This window comes from Corynebacterium cystitidis (assembly GCF_900187295.1).
GTDB lineage: Bacteria > Actinomycetota > Actinomycetes > Mycobacteriales > Mycobacteriaceae > Corynebacterium > Corynebacterium cystitidis.
Genome location: NZ_LT906473.1, coordinates 448,010 through 470,934, shown reverse-complemented (window position 1 = coordinate 470,934; position 22,925 = coordinate 448,010). Strand labels below are relative to the sequence as shown.

Annotated in this window: 20 protein-coding genes; 3 read left to right on the top strand and 17 right to left on the bottom strand. The window is 59.7% G+C overall.

The window, feature by feature from the left end:
* Positions 1-21: 21 nt before the first annotated feature.
* The 8 genes from CKV99_RS02195 to CKV99_RS02160 form a co-directional block, all read right to left on the bottom strand.
* Complete coding sequence (locus CKV99_RS02195) at positions 22-699, bottom strand: ComEA family DNA-binding protein (protein ID WP_092257804.1); 678 nt, start codon at positions 697-699, stop codon at positions 22-24.
* Positions 700-783: 84 nt separating this feature from the next.
* Positions 784-1,599, bottom strand: a complete 816-nt coding sequence (locus CKV99_RS02190; protein WP_092257801.1) for a DegV family protein — start codon at positions 1,597-1,599, stop codon at positions 784-786.
* The gene (locus tag CKV99_RS02185; protein ID WP_092257798.1) at positions 1,600-2,268 is read right to left on the bottom strand and encodes a histidine phosphatase family protein; all 669 of its coding nucleotides are present in this window, start codon (positions 2,266-2,268) and stop codon (positions 1,600-1,602) included.
* A 2-nt stretch (positions 2,269-2,270) separates the two neighbouring features.
* Positions 2,271-2,747, bottom strand: a complete 477-nt coding sequence (rsfS, locus tag CKV99_RS02180; protein ID WP_092257775.1) for a ribosome silencing factor — start codon at positions 2,745-2,747, stop codon at positions 2,271-2,273.
* 80 nt (positions 2,748-2,827) lie between these two features.
* Positions 2,828-3,403: a nicotinate-nucleotide adenylyltransferase gene (gene nadD / locus CKV99_RS02175; RefSeq protein ID WP_231910215.1), complete on the bottom strand. Its 576-nt coding sequence runs from the start codon at positions 3,401-3,403 to the stop codon at positions 2,828-2,830.
* Between the two features lie 195 nt (positions 3,404-3,598).
* Entirely contained in the window at positions 3,599-4,039 is a 441-nt protein-coding gene (locus CKV99_RS02170; RefSeq protein WP_092257772.1) for a hypothetical protein, read from the bottom strand.
* 132 nt (positions 4,040-4,171) lie between these two features.
* Complete coding sequence (locus tag CKV99_RS02165) at positions 4,172-5,107, bottom strand: hypothetical protein (RefSeq protein WP_231910141.1); 936 nt, start codon at positions 5,105-5,107, stop codon at positions 4,172-4,174.
* Between the two features lie 241 nt (positions 5,108-5,348).
* Positions 5,349-6,653, bottom strand: a complete 1,305-nt coding sequence (locus CKV99_RS02160; RefSeq protein WP_092257769.1) for a glutamate-5-semialdehyde dehydrogenase — start codon at positions 6,651-6,653, stop codon at positions 5,349-5,351.
* Positions 6,654-6,755: 102 nt separating this feature from the next.
* Between CKV99_RS02160 and CKV99_RS02155 the strand changes: the two genes are divergently transcribed.
* Positions 6,756-9,563 carry a PD-(D/E)XK nuclease family protein gene (locus CKV99_RS02155; protein ID WP_092257766.1) on the top strand — a complete coding sequence of 936 codons (2,808 nt, stop codon included), beginning with the start codon at positions 6,756-6,758 and terminating at the stop codon, positions 9,561-9,563.
* Positions 9,563-12,922, top strand: a complete 3,360-nt coding sequence (locus tag CKV99_RS02150) for a UvrD-helicase domain-containing protein (protein WP_092257763.1) — start codon at positions 9,563-9,565, stop codon at positions 12,920-12,922. Before CKV99_RS02155 ends, CKV99_RS02150 begins: the two co-directional genes overlap by 1 nt.
* Here the strand turns inward: CKV99_RS02150 and CKV99_RS02145 are convergent.
* The 7 genes from CKV99_RS02145 to CKV99_RS02115 all read right to left on the bottom strand — a co-directional run bounded on the left by CKV99_RS02145 (position 12,919) and on the right by CKV99_RS02115 (position 21,480).
* Complete coding sequence (locus tag CKV99_RS02145) at positions 12,919-13,827, bottom strand: D-isomer specific 2-hydroxyacid dehydrogenase family protein (RefSeq protein WP_092257760.1); 909 nt, start codon at positions 13,825-13,827, stop codon at positions 12,919-12,921. The two genes, CKV99_RS02150 and CKV99_RS02145, sit on opposite strands and share 4 nt — an antisense overlap.
* 16 nt (positions 13,828-13,843) lie before the next feature.
* Positions 13,844-14,965, bottom strand: a complete 1,122-nt coding sequence (gene proB / locus CKV99_RS02140; protein WP_092257757.1) for a glutamate 5-kinase — start codon at positions 14,963-14,965, stop codon at positions 13,844-13,846.
* 37 nt (positions 14,966-15,002) lie between these two features.
* Entirely contained in the window at positions 15,003-16,514 is a 1,512-nt protein-coding gene (obgE, locus tag CKV99_RS02135) for a GTPase ObgE (protein WP_092257754.1), read from the bottom strand.
* A 167-nt stretch (positions 16,515-16,681) separates the two neighbouring features.
* On the bottom strand, positions 16,682-16,960 hold the full coding sequence (rpmA, locus tag CKV99_RS02130) for a 50S ribosomal protein L27 (RefSeq protein ID WP_092257751.1): 279 nt from the start codon (positions 16,958-16,960) through the stop codon (positions 16,682-16,684).
* A gap of 31 nt (positions 16,961-16,991) precedes the next feature.
* Complete coding sequence (rplU, locus tag CKV99_RS02125) at positions 16,992-17,297, bottom strand: 50S ribosomal protein L21 (RefSeq protein ID WP_092257748.1); 306 nt, start codon at positions 17,295-17,297, stop codon at positions 16,992-16,994.
* Positions 17,298-17,468: 171 nt separating this feature from the next.
* Positions 17,469-20,672 carry a translation initiation factor IF-2 N-terminal domain-containing protein gene (locus CKV99_RS02120; protein ID WP_092257746.1) on the bottom strand — a complete coding sequence of 1,068 codons (3,204 nt, stop codon included), beginning with the start codon at positions 20,670-20,672 and terminating at the stop codon, positions 17,469-17,471.
* Between the two features lie 235 nt (positions 20,673-20,907).
* The gene (locus CKV99_RS02115) at positions 20,908-21,480 is read right to left on the bottom strand and encodes a TetR/AcrR family transcriptional regulator (protein ID WP_157728343.1); all 573 of its coding nucleotides are present in this window, start codon (positions 21,478-21,480) and stop codon (positions 20,908-20,910) included.
* Positions 21,481-21,710: 230 nt separating this feature from the next.
* Between CKV99_RS02115 and CKV99_RS02110 the strand changes: the two genes are divergently transcribed.
* Entirely contained in the window at positions 21,711-22,019 is a 309-nt protein-coding gene (locus CKV99_RS02110; protein WP_092257740.1) for a GNAT family N-acetyltransferase, read from the top strand.
* An 84-nt stretch (positions 22,020-22,103) separates the two neighbouring features.
* On the opposite strand, the gene ndk is transcribed toward CKV99_RS02110, so the two are convergent.
* On the bottom strand, positions 22,104-22,514 hold the full coding sequence (gene ndk, locus CKV99_RS02105) for a nucleoside-diphosphate kinase (RefSeq protein ID WP_092257737.1): 411 nt from the start codon (positions 22,512-22,514) through the stop codon (positions 22,104-22,106).
* Positions 22,515-22,603: 89 nt separating this feature from the next.
* Entirely contained in the window at positions 22,604-22,912 is a 309-nt protein-coding gene (locus tag CKV99_RS02100) for a hypothetical protein (RefSeq protein WP_092257734.1), read from the bottom strand.
* Between the last annotated feature and the right edge of the window lie 13 nt (positions 22,913-22,925).

Here is a 22,925-nt window from a genome sequence, read left to right as displayed (position 1 = left end):
GGGCGCACACGGACTTGCGCCTCACAGCACAACCTCGCCTTCGAGCTTGGCAAATTTCGCCGGCCCAATCCCGCTGACATCGAGCAGCTGGGCAATGTCGCTGAACCCGCCGATCTCCTCGCGGTGCGCGATGATCGCCGCCGCAGTCGCCTCCCCCACCCCGGGTAGTTCCATCAGCTCGTCAGCGCTGGCATTATTCAGCGAGACGGCCCCATCTCCGCTTGTGCCCACCGCATGAGCTGGCGGGGTTTCACCCACCCGTGGCACCACGATTTGCTGGCCGTCCGCCAACACCTGTGCCAGATTAAGGGCCAGCGTGTCCGCCTCGCCCTGCACGCCTGCAGCCTCAAGCGCGTCAGCGACCCGCGCGCCCTCCCTCAATGTGACAAGCCCCGGATTGTGGACAGCACCTACCACCGAAACCACCACCTCCTGGGGTTGTGTGGCATCTTCTACCGGGCTGTGCGTTAAGCCGGCACCGGCAGGCATCTTCGGCGGCGGGCTCGGCGAGGGCTTAACGACGACCCACCCCGCCAACCCCACCACTGCCACAAGTATTACGATGATGGTCTGCTTTAAGCCGATGTCGAAGCGTGGCTGCGGGTATGTGACGTTGAGGAGGTCTTCCTCACCGGTGGGGCGGGTTAGTTCTGTGATGCGGTCTGTGATGCGGTCTGTGATCCGCTGCTTAGTCTCCATGGCTTGGACGCTAAACGATGAACGCCTTGCCCGCTGGGCCCCGAAAAATATCTGTGGATAACCGCGTTGACACGGCCACAAACGCTATTTTTTAGCCGACTTATCCACAGGCCCAGGCGCTGCGACGACGGCGGACAACCCAATCGCGCCCACCCCGGTATGCACACGTAGCACGCCATTCAGCTCGGTGATCAGCACCGTGGAGTGCTCCGGCAACACGTCCACCAGCATGTCCTCCAGCAGTTCAGCTGCTTCTTTTGCATCAGCATGCTGGACGGCTACGAACGCCGGCTGGCCCCCCGCGCTTTCTTGCACGAGCTCCACCAATTTCCTAAACGCTTTAGTTTGAGTACGGGTTTTGCCTGCTAGTTCTAATTTGCCGTCGCGCACATGCATGATCGGCTTCGTTGCAAGTAAAGCAGCAGATAAGACGGCGGTGGTCGTCGATAAGCGACCAGATTTGCGCAGCTCATCCAGCTGGTGCAGGTAGATCCAGGTTCGGGCCCGGGACAATGTGTCTTCGGCAACGCGTTCGCACTCGTCGAGGTCAGCTCCTTCACGCGCCACCGTGGCTGCAGCCATCGCCGCAGCGCCAACCGACATGCCCACCTCGCCGGAATCAACCACGCGCACCGCCCCGTCAAACACAGCGGCGGCAGCCACGGCCGAGGACCATGTCGCCGACAACTCCTTCGACAGGTGCAGCGCCACCACCCCGTCATCGCCACCACGCTCCAACTGGCGGGCGTATGCCGCAGCCAGCTCCAGGGCGGACAAGCCCGAGGTGGACTGCTCTCCATCATCGCTCATCACGTGCAGATCAATCACGGTGATGTCGAGCTCATTAATGATGTGTTCCGGCAGGCCGGACGACGAATCAGTGACAATCCGCACCGCCATCTAAACACCTATTCCTTGGTTCCACGCGTCCAAATACCACTGCGCATCAGCCACTGTCTCGGGCGTGAAATCGAGCGCCGGCTGCTCTGGATTAAACCTGGGGCGCGCCGTCAGCACCGAAATATTCGTGTTCTGCAACCCCGACAGCAACGGATATTGGTGCGGCTTCAACCCCAGCAAATGACAGGTCACCGCAGCTATCGCACCACCGTGGGCGACAAGCAGCACCGTTTTATTTTCCCAGCCGTCAAATGCGTGCATCACATCGTCGACAAGCGAACGCACCCGCAGCGCAACCTCCAGTCGCGACTCCCCGCCCGGCGGAGCCCAGTCCGGCCGATGCCGCCACGCCGCACGCTTGCCGACGAAATCCCGATCCACTTCCTCATGCGTCAATCCCTGCCACTGGCCCAAATGGGTCTCGCGCAGGCGGGCATCTTCTTCCACCGGAAGGTTCAACGAAGCCGCAACGATCTCAGCGGTGTTTTTTGCGCGCACGAGATCAGACGAGATGACGCGCACCACATCCAAATCCTTAACGAGGAGCGCTGCCGCGCGAGCCTGTTCGACTCCGACGGCGGACAGGTGCGTATCTAGCTGGCCCTGCATTCGCTTCGTGGCGTTGTATTCGGTCTGGCCGTGGCGCAGCAAAACGAGTCGTCGGGACATGATCAGTAGTAGCCTTCGTCCTCGTCTTCCGGCTCCGCACCCGCCAGCGGCAGGTCCTCAATGTCGTCGATCTCGCGCACGTTGACCTCATCGGCCCACTTTCCGGGGGTTTGTGCGGTTTCCACGCCATCAACCGCGATACGTGGGCAGTCCGCGTAGAGGCCGTCGAGGCCATAAAATTCGCGCTCAGCCGTGCGCTGGATGTGCACAACCACCTGGCCGTAGTCGAGCAACACCCAGCGAAATTCGCGGTTGCCTTCGCGGCGTTTCGGCTCGAAGCCTGCCTCGGACATTTTTTCGTCCACTTCGTCGGTGATGGCGCGAACCTGGCGCTCATTATCGCCGGTGATGACGACGAAAATATCGCTGATGGCCATGACATCGCTCACGTCGATGACGGCGATGTCCTTGCCCAGTTTCTCATTAGCAGCTTTCGCGACGATGCTCGCCTGGTTGCGGGACTCTTCGGTAGCAGTCAAATGGGTACTTTCCTTCACGTATGGTATTGACAGGGTTTGAGTAATTAAAGTCTAGTCTCCCACGTGAGGCACGTTTGATGCTACTCAGCGGTGTACAGCTGGTGCTTGGCAATAAACTGCACCACCCCATCAGGCACGAGGTACCACACGGGGCGTCCGGTAGCGCAACGCCGCCGGCAATCAGTCGAGGAGATAGCCATAGCGGGCACGTCAATGAGGTGTACTTTTTCTTGGTGTGCGTCGGGCAGCATGTCTTCAGTAAGCTCGTAGCCTGGGCGGGTGACACCAACGAATTCGGCGAGGTCGAACATTTTCTGCCAGTCACGCCATGACAAGATTGAGGCCAAAGCGTCTGCACCGGTGATGAAAAACAGGTTGTCGTGGGGGTAGATCTGGTTAAGATCGCGCAGCGTGTCGATGGTGTAGGTCGGTCCTGGGCGGTCGATGTCTACACGCGATACGGTAAAGCGCGGGTTGGAGGCGGTGGCGATCACGGTCATTAAATACCGGTCTTCCGAGTCCGATACTGTACGGTCTGCTTTTTGCCACGGCTTACCGGTAGGGACGAAGATGACTTCGTCGAGCTGGAATCGGTCTGCTACTTCGCTGGCTGCCACGAGGTGTCCGTGGTGGATGGGGTCGAAGGTGCCCCCCATCACGCCGATGCGACGGGACCCCACCGGAGCTTGCGCTGGAAAAAAGTGGGCTGTCAGCTGGCCGTTCGCTTCGGGTGTGCTCATGATAGTTCAGTGTAGCGTCGTCACGCGCGCTCGGCGCAGGACTTGCACCGAAAGGATAAACCCCGGCGGTTGAATTGGCTGCGTTGTTCTTGGGTTTTCCCCGGGTTGCCTTTAGGCCAGCGGGATGAGGTTGATGCTCCACGCTGGAACCAGGTAGTTCAGCACTGCGACTAACAGGCCGACAGCGCTGAGCACACCGACGACGGGAATCACCCATGCTGGGACCTGGGAAGAGCTGTCCTGGCTGGATGCGGCATCGGCATCGCTTTTCGACGAGCCTTTGCTCGACGACTCACCAAGCTGCTGCATGCTGCCCCACGCGTCCGCAATAGACTGTGGCGCCTGATGAGTCTGTTCGCCCTTCCTGATGGGGATTCGGTTACCCTTGTCATCCAGGATTGGTTTGTCGTCCTTGTCTGTCTTGTACTCGGTGGTAGTCACCGACGAGCCAAACGGGTTGGGCCGGTTATCGGCGGATGCCACGGTTGTACCGGAGAAAGCCATAGCAGCTGCGGTTGTGGTGGCCAGGGTGATACGGGTGATCTTGTGCACGGGTAAATCCTACTTCTAGTAGAAGTTGGAGCAGGCCGCGATCTTCGCACGAAGCTGGTGTGAAGATGCCACGACCGGCATGAATGGTTTACGTAGGTAGCTTAACTGGTGTAGTGCAGAAGCGAAATTGTTTTAGTATCGGACTTGGTCGACCCAGTGTCCAAACGAGTCAGCCACTTGGTTGTCCCAGTGGGAGTTCCACAGGAAATACCGGCCATGGTTTCCGCCATTGAAGCGGGAGGCTTGGAGAACCTGCGGGGAAGTATCGCACACGCCATCAAGTGGCAGGCAGTAGTTCACACGGTTCGGCGTTGCTGCAGCAGTGCGGGAGTTCAGGGGCATGTTGCCGAGGATGCCACCGGCACCACCGCCAGCGACACCCATCGTCGATGGGTCGGCATGGTTGGTCATAGGGTTTCCCATGTACAGCACGCCAGCCAGCTGACCACGTCGAGCCAGCTCACGTTCGTGTTCGTGAAGCACCATCGCACCTTGGGAGAAGCCCACCAATACGTACGACGGGCGGCATCCAGTGGAGTTTTCGTAGTCGCGGATCATGTCCATCACACCGGTCCGACCATGCTGGACAGAACCGATAAACTCGTTGGCGGCACGGGTTACGGTTTGCAGTGCGGGCATAGCCAACTGGGCTGCAAGCAGGCCGAGCTGGACGACAGTTTGAGGCTGAGCCACGTCAGGAACGGTGTAATCCGGGTATAACGCTGGGTAGTAGCGCGGTTCCAAACCGAGGACTTCAACGTCTTTCATCAGTGAGTTGCCACCGTGGGTGTCCACGTAGCGGTTTTCACTTTTGCGCAGGAAAGCGCGGATGGTTTCACCCTCCCAGCCATTGGACACCCAGGGGGCCTGGTAGGAGTACTGAGTTCGGTAGACCTGGGAGTTCTGGCCGGAACCACGGGCGGCTACTACAGCAACGGCTGGGCAGCGGTGCTGGGCATCCGCTTCTGGTGGATTCACAGCTATGGGCACGATGGTGCCCACAACCGCAGTGATTACTGCCGCTAGAACGACGGGCAGTCGTTTACGGATGGAAAGAGAGTTATGCACGGAGAGACCTTCCATAAAGAGCTGAACGCACGGATTCAGTCGATTTTCGCTCCCCATCTTAAGCTCTCTCCAATGATTTTGGGTAGTTGGGCCCCTCCTCATGCAAAACCAGTGGGACAAGATTCGTCGTGGGGTTGATGTAACCACGCGATAAGCTCGCGTATCCACCTCACGCCAACCGCGCCGCCGGGCTGGCCACGCGTAACGACGCTGGCGCCTGCTGCGCCGTTAGGTTGGACGGTTAGGGGCGTGTGTGCCCGGTGCCTTCGAGGATCCACTTGGTACTGGTCAGCTCGGGCAGCGCCATGGGGCCACGGGCGTGCAGTTTTTGGGTGGAAATGCCGATCTCTGCACCCATCCCGTACTGCTCGCCATCGGTGAAAGCGGTCGAGGCGTTGAGCATCACAGCTGCGGAATCCACCTCATTGGCGAACTTCTGCAGGGTGTACGCATTGTGCGAAGCAATTGCGTCGGTATGCCCCGAGCTCCACTGTGCGATGTGTGCAATGGCACCTTCTACTCCATCGACGATGGCGGCTGCGATATCAAATGACAGGTACTCGTCAGCCCAGTCCGCTTCTTCAGCTTGGACGATTCCCTCAACACCGCGGCCCTCAACACCGAGAGCTTCCAGCTGGTCTTTCTCACCGTGGACGGTCACGCCGGCGTCTTGGAGCGCACGCAGCACCTGAGCTTTGGCGTCGTCGGCAAGCGCGGAATCCAGCAACACTGTTTCGGTGGCATTGCACACGCTCACGCGGCGGGTTTTTCCGTTGAGCAGCATCTCTATAGCGGAGTCCAGCTCTGCGTCCTTGTCAATGTAGAAGTGGCAGTTTCCGGTGCCGGTTTCAATGGTTGGCACCGTAGCCCCTGTCACTACAGCGTTGATCAGGCGGGCAGACCCGCGGGGGATCACTACGTCAACAAGCCCACGTGCCGTTACTAAGTCTTGCACAGAATCGTGGGACTGGCATGGCAGAAGTTGCACAATCTCGCGCGGCAACTCGTGGCTGGCTGCGACTTCCTGCAGGATTTCTACCAGCTTGGTGTTCGAGTGCACAGCTGTCGACGAGCCACGCAGCAGTGCCACGTTGCCGGACTTTATCGCCAGCCCAAACGCATCTACTGTCACGTTTGGGCGGGCTTCATAGACCATGCCCATCACACCCAGTGGCACGCGAACCTGCTTCATCTGGATGCCGTTGGCCATCACCCCGCCTTGGACAATCACACCAACTGGATCCTCAAGGTCAGCGACCTGGCGCAGCCCACCTGCAATGCCTTCGATGCGCCCCTGATCGAGGGCGAGGCGGTCCACCAAAGACTCCGACATTGCGTTGGCACGGCCAGCCTCTATATCTTTGCGGTTTGCTTCTAGGATGTCGTCGGCACGCGCGATCAGCTTGTCGGCCGCGTCGCGCAGCAAGGCATCTTTGGCGCTGGTGGGCAGGGTGGCCAGCGTCGGTGCGACCTGTTTTGCTGCGGTTGCCTTGGACAGGACCTCGTCACGCTCGGCGGCGCGTGCTTGCTCAGTCTGGGTGCTCATGACCACTTATCCTAGCTTGATTTCCCAGCACATCGCACTACTAGAACAATTGTTCGAAGGGCGTGGCGGCGCGTGTCGGGGTGATGTTTTAAGGTGGGCTCCATGACAGCGCACATCCTTGCCACTTCACTTCAGTCTGCGATTGACGCCGCGCGTGCCGACGACCCAACGCGCCCTGTCACCGTGTTGTGCGGGCCGCATGCGCGTAACGACGTGGTGATCGCTCTTGCCCACACTGGGCCCCACGTGGGCGTGAGCGTGTCCACAGTCGAGGGTTTTGTGCGTCAAGCAGCGCGATCATTGTCACCACGCAGTCCCCTGCCGCGTCGGCGCATCATGACGGAGGTGACACGCATCCTCCTGGATGAGGACTCTGCATTCCGCAACCATGAGATTCATACGGAAACGGCCACCCGCTCGTCGTTAAGCGATATCGTGGGGCGCCTGCTGCGGTTGCCGCCACAGGCGCGGGCCCACGCTGGTGACGCGCAGCTTCCGCGGGAGGCCGCGCGGATCGCTGAGCTGGTGGCCCAGCGCACCCGCGACGATTATTACACGCGGGCTGAGGCCTTTGCGATCGCAGCAGCGGCGGCCTCTGAACAGTCCGGTCACACGGCGTTTATTAGCGCGGGCGTCATCCCAGCTGATCCACAGGAGGAGGCACTCATTGAAGCATTGTGCCCCACCCTCGTAGCCACGACGGTGAATCCGGAACCACAGCCCGAAATGATGACGTATATGGATCCATCCGAAGAAATTGAGGCAGTCTTTTCGGATGTTGCTGCACGCGCGCGTGCCGACGACACCCTAGCAGCTGGTGACGTCGCCGTGGTCACCCCGTCTGCCGATTATCTTCCCGAGCTGGTGCGGCTAAGTCGCAGCGCAGTGTTCCCGGCGCGCGTTCCTGCGGTGTCCCGGTGGGCTCAGGACCCCGCGATTCGCACCGTCCTTCGCCTCGTGTCTTTGGATTCTGATTCCACGCCGCGGCGCGCCGTGGCGGAACTGTTGGAAAGCGGGTACGTGGCCAACGCGCCGTCGGCCTACGAGTTCAACCGGTTTACGCGCGACCGCGACATGCCGATTGATTCTGGTGAAGATTGGAATATTGCGCTTACCAGCGGCGAGGACTCATCTGTTTTGCAGTGGCGCAATGCGCTGCGGGCCGGGTTGCAAACGGTGTGGAGTGCGACTACCTGGACTGATCTCGCCGCGCGACTGCGTAGCCTTTTATTACAGACTCTCCGAATCGACGAGCTGCCAACAGCCGGGCTGATTTTGGATACTGTGGACTCGCTTGCGTCTTTTGACGGCGAGCTTGGCGCGCCCACGCAGGCCATGGTCGTGGAGGTGCTCACGGATTTATGGTCCACCCCACGTGCTGCCGAGTCTCAGGGGGAGATGATCGTCGGCACGCTCGACGACATCGTCGGCAAGCAACTGCGCCACCTGTATATCGTTGGCGCTTCCGACGCTGCGCTGCCCGGTTCCTTCACCCCAGACCCAGCGATTACTGCGAAACAATCCGGGGTTGATGCCACGTGGTATAACGAGCACACCCGCTTATTGTGGGAGGCGGCGCTACGGTCTGCGACGACGGTGCAGATTTCATTTTCGCGCAGCTCGCTGGACGGGGTGCTTACTGGACAACCGTCCGGCTGGGTGCTGCAATATCTTCCTTCTACACCTGCCGACTATCCACGCTTCGAGCGCAGCACGCTGGTGCCGCTGACTGAGCAGGGCCTGAAACGCATCGCCAACGGTGTCACACGCCCACGCACCCGGTTTGGGCAGGTGGCCGCCGCCCGCCGCGGTGGTGAACGTACCGAGCTGAACGGTTTTGTCTCCACCCCACTATCTGAAGACTGGTTTGACAACCCTGTTTCTGCTTCTGCACTTGAGCTGTACACCGAAGACCCCCAGGAGTTTTTCTTTCACTACCTGCTGCGTTCGAAAAGGTTGGAGGACCCGGCGCCTGCCGCCCAGGTTTCCCCTGTGGAGCGGGGCACGGTGTACCACCGCATCTTCGAGGACTGGACGCATCAGGTTCGCCTCGGCGACAACATCGGCACTGTCCCCGATGAAGACGAGGCCCGCGCCGTGCTCGACAGGATTGTAAAGACGCACCTGGGTACTCGCGATGAACGCTACTCCGCGACCACATGGGAGGCGTTTACCCAAGACGTCCGGGGCAACGTGGCGCGCTGGTTTGAACGCGAAATGGCCGATATCGCCGACGGGTGGATCGCTGTGGGTGCTGAAACCCCCTTCGGCACTTCTGCCCCACCGGTGCGAGTTCCTATCACCCCACGGGTTGGCAGGCACCGCGAAGTCCTCTTGCGCGGTGCGATTGACCGGATTGACTTAAGGATTGACGATGAGGGCGGCGTGCACCTGCGAGTCACCGACTACAAGTCCGGCACTGGCAAGAAGTACGCGGAAAAATTGGATATTTCCCCGGTTGGTGGGCCCAAGGACCACGAAGCCGACAAGGGCGGATACGCCATCCAGCTGGCTATCTATGGTGCAGCGGCGCAGGCCTCCATTGGCCACGGCGCACACTCCACCCACGCGCCGCTAGCACCGTTGCCCGAGATCATCTCCCGATTCTGCTCACCCGGCGCTCCAGTCACGGTGACCTCACGCTATTGGATGTTCCGGGACAGCGACAACCCGGAGGTAGAACTGCTCAACGACGACGCCACCTCAACAGCGCTGCAAGACTTCCTCACCACCACGTATACCGAAATCGTTTCCGGGCATTTTCCTCCCACGTATGAAAAGAAGAACTTCTTCTACGGGTTCAGCGATTCGCTTGTGCTGCGCGGCCCGACACGCTCCAACCAGACTGCTCGAGCCATCGCCCGTGGTGGCGCACACGCGCTCGACTCCTACCTTGAGGAGGACAACTAATGGCTCACCCTGCAGACCATAAATTTCGCACCCAAATCACATATGACACCGACACCTCCTACTTTGTTGAAGCAGGGGCAGGCTCAGGCAAAACATTCCTACTAGTACAGCGCCTGATCACCCTGCTGATCGACGATGGCGTGGCCTTGAACCGTCTGGCAGCCATCACCTTCACCGAGAAAGCCTCCGAAGAACTCGTCAACCGTTTGCGCACTGCACTGACCGAGGTGGAGCAGACGGGGCGGCTGCAGGTCCATGGTGACTACCGCGAATTTAAGGCACCGGATGCCAGGGACCGTGCCCGGCGCGCACTTGGTGATCTGCCAGGGGCTGCGATTGAGACGCTGCACTCGTTTTGTCTGCGCCTGATCTCTATGTACCCGCTGGCGGTTGGTGTTCCGCCTACGGTGCGCAAGTCCAGTGATTTAGGTGCGTCGTTTAATGCGCTGCTGCGCGCCGAATCCACCATGCAGTTTATTGACCAGGTGGTCACCTCCCCAGAAGGGATGGCTGATGAGATCCGCGGCCTCAATATTGGGGTGGAACCTACCGTGGTTGCCGAAGCTATTGACTGGTTATTGGCAGCGGGCATGACCAGTGGGAACATCGAAGAGATAGCCCTGTTCATGGACGATCACTGGGGTGAGCTGTCAACCGACCCCAAGGAACCAGCCTCCGGCGGCGCGTTGCCCGAAAAGCAGGAACTCGACAAGGCCTACGTCACTGAGGTGGTAAGCGACCTGCAGGAAATAGCGGCGTTGTGCACAAACGAAAGCGACAAATGGTATCAGGAGAAGCTTGCGCCGACGATTGACTATGTTGCAGAGCTGATCCGCCAACCCGGCGACTTGATCACCGGGGCGGATCGGGAGCTGTTTTCCAAGGTTGGCCGAGGCGGAGCGAACGGCAACTGGAAAGAACCGGTCAAAGACGTGAAAGCTCGCTTTAGCGCACACGCCGACACGTGGTCACGCCGGGCTTTGGGGCCGGTGAGCTACCACGCGGGCGTTCTACGTCGCCTACTTACCGCTTTGACGTTGCGTGATGCGGACCAACGCCGCCGGACAGGCGAGCTGGAGTACCACGACATGATTTATCTGGCGGCTCGCCTCGTGGATAATCCCGAAGTGTGCAAGGCATTGTCTCAGCACTTCCGGATGATTGCCATTGATGAGTTTCAGGATACAGACCCGGCACAGCTGGACATTATTAATAAGATTGTTGCTGGTCAACCTGGCCATCGCTTCACCGTGGGTGATCCTAAGCAGTCGATTTATCGTTTCCGCCGCGCCGATTTGGACACCTACCTCACCGCCAGGGAGGCGGCCGAGCAGCACGGTGAAGTGCTCAAACTCACCGCCAATTTCCGCTCAGACCAGGCGGTTGTCGGCGCTATCAACTCGCTCTTTGCTGGGATGTTCGACAACCTACCTGAACCGAACCCTGCCCTGCCCGCCTCGCCGAAGGCTGTCCCCTACGTTGCCATGGATGCGACCTCCGCCGCCCCTGGTTACGTGGCTTTTCTCTGCCCCGAATACGATGAAGCAGACGCAGAGCTGTCCATCCTCGATCATCAACGCGCCGAGCTAAACCACATCGCAGCAGCCGTGCGGCAAGCCTATGCCGGCACGCTGATTGGCACCCCTGTCCCACTTAATGACATTGCGGTGCTCGTGCCTACCCACAACAATGCCTTGGCCGTGGTGGAAAAACTCACTGCCGACGGGATCCCGGCGATCACGGAAGGCTCACAAAAGGTGTACACCGCACCCGAAATTGAGAACCTCACCTCGATCCTGCGCGCCATCGCTGATCCCGCCAACCGTTTAGCCACAACGATCGCGCTGCGCTCACCTTCGTTTGGTCTCAGCGACCAGGATCTCGCCGATGCCGCACAAGCACGCTTCGCAGGCAGCGAGCTTGCCGACGACCACCCCTACACGCTAGCCACCACCACACTGAAAGCCCTGCAGCGCGATGCGCAGCGTACTGATGTCGCCACAACGGTGCGCGCGGTAGTGAAAGCTGTAGGCCTCATTCCAGACTTGGCTGCCACCGGTGATGAGCTTGCGATTCGCCGGGTTCAGCGCGTCATCTTCGATGCTCAGGTCTTTTCCGAGGAGACCAACGCAGGCCTGAACGCATTTCTGCGTTGGACCGTGGAGCAAGCTGATGATCGCGACGGGGCCTCCGATCCCGTTCTTGATGACGGTTCAGAGGCAGTCCGTGTGATGACCGTCCACGCCTCGAAAGGCCGCGAATTCCCCGTAGTGATTCTCGGCGGACTAGCAGGCTCCGATTCATCCAGGGCCGGCGCGGTGGGCTTCCACCCCGTCACCCGAGCGGTGGAATTTAAGTTTAAAGACATCGCTACTGCCGGCTACGACGCGTTTAAAGAGTACGACAAGCTGGCTGACCAAGCAGAGGCCGTGCGCCGCCACTATGTGGCAGCCACCCGTGCAGAACATGCGCTCGTTGTTCCACTTGAGTTGAAACGCAACAAGCAGGGTACCCAGTACATGAAAACGAAGGGCAAGCCTTTCGCCGAGGTAGTCGCCCCGTTGAATCCAGACGGCTTGGTGCTTCCACCCGAATCGGACCACCTCGCAGCGATCAGTCCCAGCCAGTTTGGGGATGCCACCGTGGAGATTGCACTGCCGGAGACACCGCAGCCTGACCTGGAACGCATTACCGAAGAGTTTCAGGCCCGCCAAGAGCACCGATTCAACAATGCCAGTGACAGTGGGGGTAGAAAACTCACCGCGACGACCATCGCACACGCGCACCCTGAAACCGAAGACATCGGACACGGCGCATCGTCGCTGCGCGCTGTGGCCAGCAACAACGGGTGGATCAAGGCGGCGGGCCAACCAGAGGTACGCAGAATTGGTGATCACTCAGGCTACGGCTCTGTTTTCGGCACGGTGGTCCATGACCTCATGGACGCCTACACCACCGATGCCCACGTGCCCACCGACGCCGTCAACATTGCGGGCATCCACGAGCTCGACAGCGAGCTGATCCCGGCAGCCATCCGTGCCGTCCGGGCGCTAGCGGCCCACCCGATTGTGGCAGGCGCGTTTGAGGGCACGCACCATCGCGAGATTCCCGTTATTTCTACGGTGGGAGGGATTGCCGTCGACGGCATCATCGACCTGCTCTACTTCGATGACGTGGCCGGCGGCTGGGTCATCGCCGACTACAAGACTGACGCCTACGCGTCCTCACAGCTTGTCGACGATTACTTCACCCAACTGCAGATCTACGCACATCTATTGGGCGAGAAGTGGAAGATTGTGCGCTGTGAACTGCTCTTTATCCGCGGCGATGAGGTGGAGGTGCGCACCCTCAACCTTTAATAGCCAGCTTCGGTGTCTACTTCCGTCACCATTTTTTCGCCGGCCTCAAACGCCGCAGCATTAGCGATGATGCACGGGGCAATGAACTTTGGCGCCGTTGTCCAGGTCGTCGCGATATGTGGCGTAATCAGGCAATTCGGTAACTGCCACAACGGGTGATCCTCCGGCAGCGGCTCCGGGTCCGTCACATCCAATCCCGCACCCGCAATTGCACCGCTTTGCAGCGCTTCGGTCAACGCGTCAGTATCTACCACCGGGCCACGGCCCACGTTGACCAGGATGGCATTGGTAGGCATGGCATCGAATGCGTGCTTATCGACGAGGCCCCTGGTCTGCTGTGTCAAAGGAAGCAGATTGACCACCACATCGGCTGTCGGCCACACCGATTCCAACTGGTCAGTGGTGACCACACGGTCGGCCCCCTCGACGGGGTTACCAGACCGATTCACCGCCACCACGTTCACATTGAAACCGCGCAGCATCTCAATCAGGCGCTTACCAATTCCACCAGCACCCAAAATAACCACGGTGGTGTTATCGTCGGCAAGCAACTGCGTGCGCGAATCCAGCTCGGCGCGCACCCGGAAGGTCGGGGACATGGTGGCCGCCTTGTGCTGGTGCATCACCGACAACATCAAGGCAAGTGCTGCCTCGGCCACCGGGGTGGCATACACTCCGGCAGCATTTGCCCAGCGCACACCGCTTTTCTTAATGGTGGGCATGATGCCGTCGACACCCGAGTAGATAAACTGCACCCACTTGATGTTCTCAGGCAACTCCGGCAGCCGGCCGCCGGGGTACACCAGGAACTCGGCCTCGTTCACGTCATCCACATAGGTGTGGCCGGCGGCTTCAACCTCGTCGACGACGTTCTTCCACGGGTCACCAAGAAAAGTAAACTTCATGCCCCCACCCTAGCTATTACAGGCGGGAGGCGTAGTTGGAGAGGTAATCCGCATGGACCACTGGGCGACGCTGCCCGTCCGGGAGCTCGTCGGTGTGTTTGCCCAGCATCCCAGCCAGCACTCCCGCACTATAGGCCACCTCGCCGCGGCCCACGTTGTGGCCGTCCGGGCCCAGAATTTCCACGATGTCACCGGCATGAAAGTCACCTTCAATAGCGGTGATACCCACCGCGAGCAAACTGGTCCCACCACGGGTCACAGCCTGCACTGCGCCCTCATCAAGGCGCAGCACCCCTTCAGCATCCGCAGCATAAAGCGCCCAGAACTTCCACGCACTCAGCCGTTTGTCAAGGCGAGTGTGAAACACGGTGCCCACGGAGGCGTCGTGAAGCGCTACCTCAATGTTTTCTGCCGACGCCAGCAAAACGGGCACCCCACCACGCGCCGCCAAACGTGCCGCAGACACCTTGGAAGCCATGCCCCCAGTGCCCAGCCTGCCGCCGTCGCCGGCCGCCACGTTAGCCAGGTCATGTCCGCTGCGCACCTCGTCAATAAAACGGGCACCGGGTTCTGCTGGGTTGCGGTCATACAGGCCGTCCACATCAGAAAGCAGCACCAAAGCATCCGCTGCGGTGAGCGTGGCCACAATAGCCGAAAGGCGGTCATTGTCGCCGAAGCGCATCTCGGAGGTGGCCACGGTGTCGTTTTCATTGACGATCGGCACAGTGCCCAGCTGGCGTAGCCTGTCAATGGTGCGCTGGGCGTTACGCGCCCGGTCACGCCGCCCCGCATCGGCTGCGGTGAGCAAAACCTGGCCGGTGGTACGCCCATAGCGGGCGAAGGAACGCCCCCACTGGTGGGCCAAGTGCACCTGGCCGACGGCGGCCGCAGCCTGCTTCGTTGCCAAGTCCAGCGGGCGGGTTTTTAGGCCCAGGGGTTCCATGCCGGCGGCGATCGCGCCGGAGGACACGACCATGATGTCGGATCCACGCCCCATGCGTGACTCAAGAGCGTCGACGATGCGATCAATCTTGTCGCTGCTGACGGTGGAGTCCGGGTTCACTAGTGAGGAACTACCGATTTTCACCACGATCCGGCGGGCGGTGGCGATCTGGCTGCGAAGCTGCGAGCTGGTCATAGCCGTTTAGTCTATAAGACAGCAAAACCGGTTTCGTTTAGCCCTGCCACCGCTCGCGGTCCGCCTCTTCATCCTGGCCATAGTCGTATTCGTCGATAAGCCCGCGACGTACCTGCGATGCGCGTTTGCGTTCAGCCGCCGAGGTCCGCGTGGTGTGCTCCATGCGGGCATCACGGCCACGGCCAGCCAGGGTTGGGTCACCAGCCAGGCTGGGCTCCCAATCGAAAGAGATCTCGCCGATCGTCACCGTCGCACCCTCGCGCGCGCCAAGTTTGCGTAGCTGGTCCTCCACGCCGGCGCGGTTGAGGCGGTCGGAGAGATACCCCACGGCCTCATCATTTTCGAAGTCAGTCTGCATAATCCACCGCTCGGCCTTTTTCCCGGTCACGATGAACGCACCCGGTACCGCTGGGTCTTCTATGACCTGGATATCGGAGCCGTGGCGCTTATCGACGGCCTGCGGGCGCAGCACTGTCGCATTTTCAGCGGTGGCGCGCTGCGGCTTCGGCCGGGCCCGGCGCGCCTGTTTCACGATCTCCCACAACGCCCACTTCAGCTCGTCTAAACCTTCACGCGTGGCGGTGGAAATAATGTGGATGGGCCAGCCGAACTGGGCCTCCACATCTTCGCGCACAAACTCGGCGAGCTCCTTGGCCTCGGGCACATCCGCCTTGTTCAACGCAATGAGGCGGGGGCGTTGGCGGAGATCCCCAAGCCCGGTGTCATGCTCGAGGTCCTTTGCGTAGGCGTCGAGCTCTGCTTCAAGGGCTTCGATATCGGACTGTGGGTCGCGTCCAGGCTCGATCGAGGCGGTATCCACCACGTGCACCAGCACGGCGGTACGTTCGATGTGGCGCAGGAAGTCGAGGCCTAGGCCGCGGCCTTCGCTGGCGCCGGGGATAAGGCCCGGAACATCAGCAATAGTAAAGGTATCGTCGCCCACGGTGACCACGCCCAGGTTCGGTTCCAGGGTGGTAAATGGGTAGTCGGCGATCTTTGGCTTGGCCGCCGACAAGACAGAAATCAGCGAGGACTTCCCCGCCGACGGAAAACCAACTAGGCCCACGTCCGCCATGGATTTAAGTTCGAGTACGAGGTCACACATCTCGCCGGGTTCACCTTTGAGTGCGAAACCGGGTGCTTTGCGTTGCGCGTTGGCCAGTGCGGCGTTGCCCAGCCCGCCGTAGCCGCCTTCAGCTGCGACGAAGCGGCTGCCGGGCACGGTCAGATCAGCCAGGGTTTCACCGTGCTTAGTTTTCACCACGGTGCCTACGGGGACTTCCAACACGAGGTCCTCACCGCGTGCCCCGTTGCGGTGGTCGCCTTCGCCGTTATTGCCTCGCGCAGCGCGCAGGTGTGGCCGCCACTGGAAGTCCAGCAGCGTGTGTACCTGCGGGGATACTTCGAAGATGATGTCGCCGCCGTGCCCGCCGTTGCCACCGTCGGGCCCGCCGAGGGGCTTGAACTTTTCGCGGTGGACGGACACACAACCATGTCCCCCGTCCCCGGCTTGGAGGTGGAGGACTGCGCGGTCAACGAACTGCGCCATGAGTTCTCCTTTCTGCAGCTAACGTATCGGTTGATGGTATCAGGGCGCGCGTGGAGAAAAAAGGCATCCCGCACCAGAGCAAAAAGTTCACCTCCCCGCGGATGATCGTGCGAGGAGGTGAACTTCTTGAAATTCAGCGAGCGAAAACTCTCGCGGCAGCGAGAAGCTTAAGCGGTTGCCGCAGCGGCCTGCTCTTCAGCAGGAACGATGTTCACTATGCGACGGTTGCGCTTGATTCCGAACTTGACGGAACCAGCTGCCAATGCGAACAGGGTGTCGTCGCCGCCACGGCCCACGTTCTCACCTGGGTGGAACTTGGTGCCGCGCTGACGGACGAGGATCTCGCCTGCTTTGACCTGCTGGCCGCCGAAACGCTTGACGCCAAGACGCTTTGCCTCGGAGTCACGACCGTTCTGAGTGGACGATGCGCCCTTCTTAGTTGCCATGTTGTTTCTCCTTTGAGATTACGTTCTCGGCTTACTTGATGCCGGTGATTTTCAGAACAGTCAGTGGCTGACGGTGGCCGAGGCGGCGCTTGTAGCCTGTCTTGTTCTTGTACTTCATGATGTCGATCTTACGGCCCTTGCCGTGATCGACGATCTCTGCAGCGACACTGGCCTTAGCTAGGTCGTCTGCTTTGGTGGTGACGTTGGCACCGTCGACAAGCAGAACCGGGGTGAGAGCCACGGTGTCGCCTGGCTCACCCTCGATCTTCTCGACCTTGACGAGGTCGCCTTCGGCAACCTTGTACTGCTTGCCGCCGGTCTTGACGATCGCGTACATAGAGGGTTACCCCTTATCTATACTCGTGAGACACCGCCACGCATTCTTTAGCAGGCATCCCCAGTGGACATGTAATAAATGTGTTTTGCGGGCAGAATGCGCCCCAAAACAGCGACTGTCAAAGACTACACCGTAATGGGGCCAAACTCCAAACCGTCGTTACTGCTGCAACTAACGCATGCTCCGGCGGACCGCTCGACGCCGTCCCCGGCCACGCGGCGAGGAAGTCTTCGACGAATCTGCCCCCAACTCTTGAGCCTTCGCGGACTCCGCTTTGTCGACATCCCGGTTGCGCGTGGAATGCTCTTTCCGCGGACCCAAGTTCGATGTCCGGGCGCGGCGCACTGCTCGCCTCCGCCCGCGTCGCGAACGGCCTGAAGTGTCACTTGATCGCTTTTCGACGACCACCTCTGTCTTCTGCGACGTGGATTCTTCCACCGGCTGTTGGAAATCTTCACGGCGTGGGCGGTGATCTGACCGCGAGTTCCCACGGGTGCGGCGCTTCCGGCGTGGAGACTTCTCAAACTCGGCGACTGCTTCCTCGTAGGTTTTCTCACCTTCTCCGATAGTGCCTGCACTGTCGTCTGCCACTGCTGGATCGTCAGTATCGTCAATATCGTCAATATCGTCAATATCGTCAACGTTGTCCACGAGATTGTCGGACTGTTCTGGTTGGCGGCCCCGACCACGTCCGCGGCCACGGCGTCCGCGGCGTCGCGACGCGCGGCGGGCCGACTCCTCGAGCTGCTCAGAATCTGCCTCTTCGCCGTCACCATTATCAGTATCAGTATCAGCGTCAGTCTTGGTGCCGATCACAGAATCTGCAAGTTCTTCAAAGTCGCGGTTGCTCCGCCTGCGGCGACGCGATGATCGTGGCTGATCGGCTGCGTCACCGGTGTCATTGTCACCAGCCTCAGCCCCCGAGGTGTCGTCAACGCCCTCAAAGGACTTGTCGTCGTCACGCGCACGCATGGCCTGAGCTGCGGGATGCTCCCCTGCCTTGCGCGCTGGCTTACGGCGGTGTCGAGGCTCGTGCTCGAAGGTATGCTCGACCGGATCATCACTCAGGATGATGCCGCGTCCACCACACGCCTCACACTCGTGCGAGAACGTTTCCAAAAGGCCGGTACCCAGGCGCTTACGCGTCATTTGCACCAAGCCAAGCGAGGTGACCTCAGAAACTTGGTGGCGGGTGCGGTCGCGGCCCAGCGCCTCCTTCAGGCGACGCAGGACGAGTTCCTGGTTCTCGGGCAGGATCATATCAATGAAATCAACGATGATCATGCCACCGATGTCACGCAGACGCATCTGTCGCACGATCTCTTCGGCGGCCTCCAAGTTATTAGACGTAACGGTCTCTTCGAGAGAACCACCAGAGCCGGTGAACTTTCCGGTATTCACGTCGATCACCGTCATGGCCTCAGTGCGGTCAATGACCAGCGAGCCACCAGATGGCAGCCACACCTTCCGGCTCAGTGCCTTCTCCAGCTGCTCATCGACGCGGTGCTCCGCGAAAGCGTCCGCCCCGTCGTGTTCATCGCGATCAAACTTGACCAAACGGTCCTCGAGATCCGGTGCGACCTTCGAGACGTAATTGGAGACCACGTTCCATGACTTCTCGCCGTCAACAACAAGTTCTGTAAAGTCCTCATTGAACAAGTCGCGTACGACCTTGACCAGCATGTTTGGCTCTTCGTACAGGGTGACAGGCTTAGCACCCTTCGATGCCTTTTCCTTCGCCGCCTGTTCCTGAATCGCTTCCCATTGGTTGTGCAAACGGTTGACGTCAGCGCCGATGGCCTCTTCCGACACCCCTTCGGCGGCGGTACGAATGATGGCACCGCCCTTTCCGGGCACAACGTTGTTGAGGATTTCCTTCAAACGGCTGCGTTCAGGTGCTGGCAGCTTGCGGGAAATACCAGCACTGCGGCCACCCGGTACATACACAAGGTAACGGCCAGCCAGGGAGATTTGCGTCGTTAAGCGCGCGCCTTTCTGCCCGATTGGGTCTTTGGAGACCTGCACAACCACCTGGTCGCCGGACTTCAGTGCGTTTTCGATGCGACGCGACCGTCCGCCAAGGCCAGCGGCTTTCCAGTCAACCTCACCAGCATAGAGCACTCCGTTGCGGCCCTGGCCGATATCAATAAACGCCGCTTCCATGCTCGGCAACACGTTTTGTACGCGCCCGAGGTAGATATTGCCAATCATTGAGGTGTTTTCCTCGCTGGTGACAAAATGCTCCACCAACAGCCCGTCCTCGAGTACTCCCACCTGAGTGATGCGTCCGTGATGGTCGTGGCGTTCACGTTCGCGCACAATCATGGCGCGCTCGACAGATTCACGACGCGCCAGAAATTCCGCCTCGCTCACGATGCGGGAACGCTTGCGCCCCTCCGCACGCTTCTCGCTGCGTCGACGGCGCTGTGCCTCTAGGCGCGAGGAGCCCTTGATGGCCCGTGGCTCGTCGATAACATCAACTTCTGCCTCGGGCGCCTCGTCGCGGCTTTCGTCTTTGCCCTGGTGGTTGCCCTGGTCCTTGTCGGGACCCGAGTCGCCAGCGCGATTTCCGTCCAGTTGCTCAGCACCGGTGCTGGAGCTCGTGCGACGCGCGCGACGGCGGTCTGAGCGCGACGGAGCCTTGAAGACGGGCGCGTGCGCGTCCACTGCGGACTCTTCTGCCGGTGGAGGGGTGACATCAGGAATTATTTCGGCCAATAGCTCATCGTCGGTGGCCCCGTCCGTTTCCTTTGATGAGGCGAGGTCTGCATCAACTTTGTTTTGGATTTGGTTGATCTCATTGGCCACGTCCTTACGGACGCGGTCGCGAATCTTCTCGCCTGCTTCGGCGGCGACGTCGTCGGGCACGGTTGTGTCCACGTTGGGATCCGCGTCGGTACCCTGGAGCACATCGACGAGCTGTTCAGCCTCAGCACGGGTCAGCGAAGACTGAGCAACTTTGACCAGACCCATCCCATTGAGGGCTATAACCAGGTCTTTCGACGGCAGACCCAGCTGTTTTGCCAGCGTGAACACACGCGTCTTGTCGCCAAGTTGAGAGCGGTCGAAGCTTTGCAGCGCACTCGTAGTGGTAGTCGCGCTAGTGCCTCTCTGTGTTTGCGTTGCCTTTCTCGCAGTCTTTTTCGCGGTCTTTTTCGCTGTTTTCTTCGCAGTTTTCTTCGCGGTCTTTTTCGCTGTTTTCTTCGCTGACTTACCGGACCTTTTCTGGCCTTCTTTGTTGGTAGTAGCCTTACGCGAGGCCTTCCGGCTGGCCTTCTTGGTAGCCCTCCTCTTTGCGGGCTGGTCAGGGTTTCCGGCTGTGTTTGTTGTGCCAGAATTATCGGTTTGTTCGGTATTTTCGCTGGTATCAGCCACGACCGATCTCCTATTGTTTTCTATCCGCAGAGAGGGCTAACCGGGCGCTGGCACTCAACAGCAATGCGTCGCTGTTCGCCGCCGCCACGCAGTTCGCTAACTTCACGGTACGTATACGGGTATCAAAGCTTATCCGCACACCACACGGCGTCCGCGAAGAAATCACGTCACGCCTATTCCCGGTGCGCTGTCCCCCATTGTTGCACACCCGGGATGAAACCTTTGATCGGACCCGCTACCGATGCCGAGCAATGACCATTGCTGCGGCTTCCACAACTGATGGATGTGTGTCGTGAGTTTCCAGGCGGGAGCGCAAAATGGTCCCCATGAGAGTGTCGAGAATTCCGTCCATGGCATCGCGCGAAACACCTGAGGCATCGAGGATCTTCTCCGCGCTGACCATTGATTCTGCGTAGAGTTCGATCATTAGCGCAGGCAGTTCACCTGGCTCACGCAACCCGTCGATGAGCACGCCGATCAAGCCCGGCAGATCTTGAGTTCTTCCTGCTGTGAGACTGTCGACGAGGCGGCGGGCGACAAGCACGTCGCCATCGTCCGGACTTGCCTGCTCGAGTTGCTCCGCCGCGATGATTGCGCGGTGCTCCGCCATCCGCGTCAGGCATGTCATCAATAGTTTTTCCCGGCTGGCATAGTAGTACCCAATGGATCCAACGGGAACTCCCGCACGTGCTGCAACCTGACGGTGGGTGACTTCGCGGAGTCCTTCTGCCAGCAGGATTTCTGTAGCTGCCCGCAAGATCGATTCACGTTTTTCTACGGCTCGTGATTGCTCTGCTCGCTGCGCCACTCGCCTAGCCTCCTTCATCAACCACGAACATTCCTATGCAGTCAAACTTATATCCTAATGCGCTTAAAAACGAATCGATTGACCTTCAAGCCTTAAAGGAAACTCAACTATCAGCGAGGATAAGCATCTACAACATGAATACTTCTCGGTAGCCCCGCAACTGTCGGAATCAAATCATGGATTCAAACACTAGTGTGAGTCTATAGTGGGGCGAAAAGAAAGGAACCGCCGTGCTCAGCGATAAACAACAACGTAAAGTCCAGGTCGAACATAACGACGATGACAACCGATACACCATCAGCTACGAAGGCGAATCCCTCCCCGCCGGCTACCTCGAGTATGTCGACGAAGGCGACGAGCGCAACTTCAAGCACACCGTCGTCGACGATGAATATGGTGGGCGTGGTCTCGCGTCAATCCTGGTGAAAGTCGCGGCCGAAGATACGGCCTCGCGCGGCTGGCCCATCATTGCGCAGTGCCCCTTTGTCTCTTCCTGGATGGAGAGCAATGACTTTCAAGGGCAGTGGCGCAAGCCATAAACTTTCTGCAAAATACAGCAAAATACAGCAAAATACAGCCAAATCCAAAGGCTCCCCGCCAGCTAGCGGAGAGCCTCGAATAACTTAACTGTTAGGGAACCAGATGGCGATCTCGCGGTCAGCGGACTCTGGCGAGTCAGAACCGTGGACGACGTTCTCGCCCACGGTCAAGGCAAAATCACCACGGATGGTGCCAGGGGTCGCCTTAGAGACTGGGTCGGTGCCACCAGCCAGCTGGCGCCACGCCTCAATTGCGCGCTCGCCCTCGATGATGCCTGCAACCAGAGGTGCAGAGGTAATGAACTCAACGAGCTCGCCAAAAAATGGCTTGTCCTTGTGCTCTTCGTAGTGCTTCTCAGCGGTCTCACGGTCTGCGGTACGCAGATCCATTTCAACAAGCTTGAGGCCCTTGCGTTCGATACGGGAGATGATCTCGCCAACATGGCCGTTTGCAACGCCGTCTGGCTTAATAAGAATAAGTGTACGTTCAGTCATGCCGAATACCCTACCGAACTCACACCCACCGCGCAGACTATGGACCAGTTTTAGATCGGCTTCGGGGCGGTTGGAGAAGCTATCTTGTATCAGTCCAGTTCTCTGACGATTCGCTGGGCGTCCTCATTGCTGGCGTAGCGGTCCCACATCAGCACCTGGCGGATCGCCCCGGATTCATTGCCCTCGGCCTTCAACTCCCGCAGGGTATCTTTTTGCTGCTCAGACAGCTCAAACTCTTTCGGCTTTTTCTCCTCCGCGGTCTTCATAAACCCAAGAATCAGGAAAAACCCCGCCGGAATCAGCGCCGCCCACGTTACCCAACCAGGGCCGTTGAACCAGTTAGCCACCAGTGCGAGCAGGGTCAACACCGTCGCGATCATGAAATAAAGGATGCGCATAGCCCTAACAGTA

Excerpts from the sequence above, each read along its gene's own strand:
- CKV99_RS02155 (WP_092257766.1), top strand. The coding sequence starts at position 6,756 with ATGACAGCGCACATCCTTGCCACTTCACTTCAGTCTGCGATTGACGCC.
- CKV99_RS02190 (WP_092257801.1), bottom strand. The coding sequence starts at position 1,599 with ATGGCGGTGCGGATTGTCACTGATTCGTCGTCCGGCCTGCCGGAACAC.
- proB (WP_092257757.1), bottom strand. The coding sequence starts at position 14,965 with ATGACCAGCTCGCAGCTTCGCAGCCAGATCGCCACCGCCCGCCGGATC.
- CKV99_RS02145 (WP_092257760.1), bottom strand. The coding sequence starts at position 13,827 with ATGAAGTTTACTTTTCTTGGTGACCCGTGGAAGAACGTCGTCGACGAG.
- CKV99_RS02100 (WP_092257734.1), bottom strand. The coding sequence starts at position 22,912 with ATGCGCATCCTTTATTTCATGATCGCGACGGTGTTGACCCTGCTCGCA.
- obgE (WP_092257754.1), bottom strand. The coding sequence starts at position 16,514 with ATGGCGCAGTTCGTTGACCGCGCAGTCCTCCACCTCCAAGCCGGGGAC.
- ndk (WP_092257737.1), bottom strand. The coding sequence starts at position 22,514 with ATGACTGAACGTACACTTATTCTTATTAAGCCAGACGGCGTTGCAAAC.
- rpmA (WP_092257751.1), bottom strand. The coding sequence starts at position 16,960 with ATGGCAACTAAGAAGGGCGCATCGTCCACTCAGAACGGTCGTGACTCC.
- CKV99_RS02195 (WP_092257804.1), bottom strand. The coding sequence starts at position 699 with ATGGAGACTAAGCAGCGGATCACAGACCGCATCACAGACCGCATCACA.
- CKV99_RS02185 (WP_092257798.1), bottom strand. The coding sequence starts at position 2,268 with ATGTCCCGACGACTCGTTTTGCTGCGCCACGGCCAGACCGAATACAAC.
- CKV99_RS02150 (WP_092257763.1), top strand. The coding sequence starts at position 9,563 with ATGGCTCACCCTGCAGACCATAAATTTCGCACCCAAATCACATATGAC.
- rplU (WP_092257748.1), bottom strand. The coding sequence starts at position 17,297 with ATGTACGCGATCGTCAAGACCGGCGGCAAGCAGTACAAGGTTGCCGAA.
- CKV99_RS02160 (WP_092257769.1), bottom strand. The coding sequence starts at position 6,653 with ATGAGCACCCAGACTGAGCAAGCACGCGCCGCCGAGCGTGACGAGGTC.
- nadD (WP_231910215.1), bottom strand. The coding sequence starts at position 3,403 with ATGGGGGGCACCTTCGACCCCATCCACCACGGACACCTCGTGGCAGCC.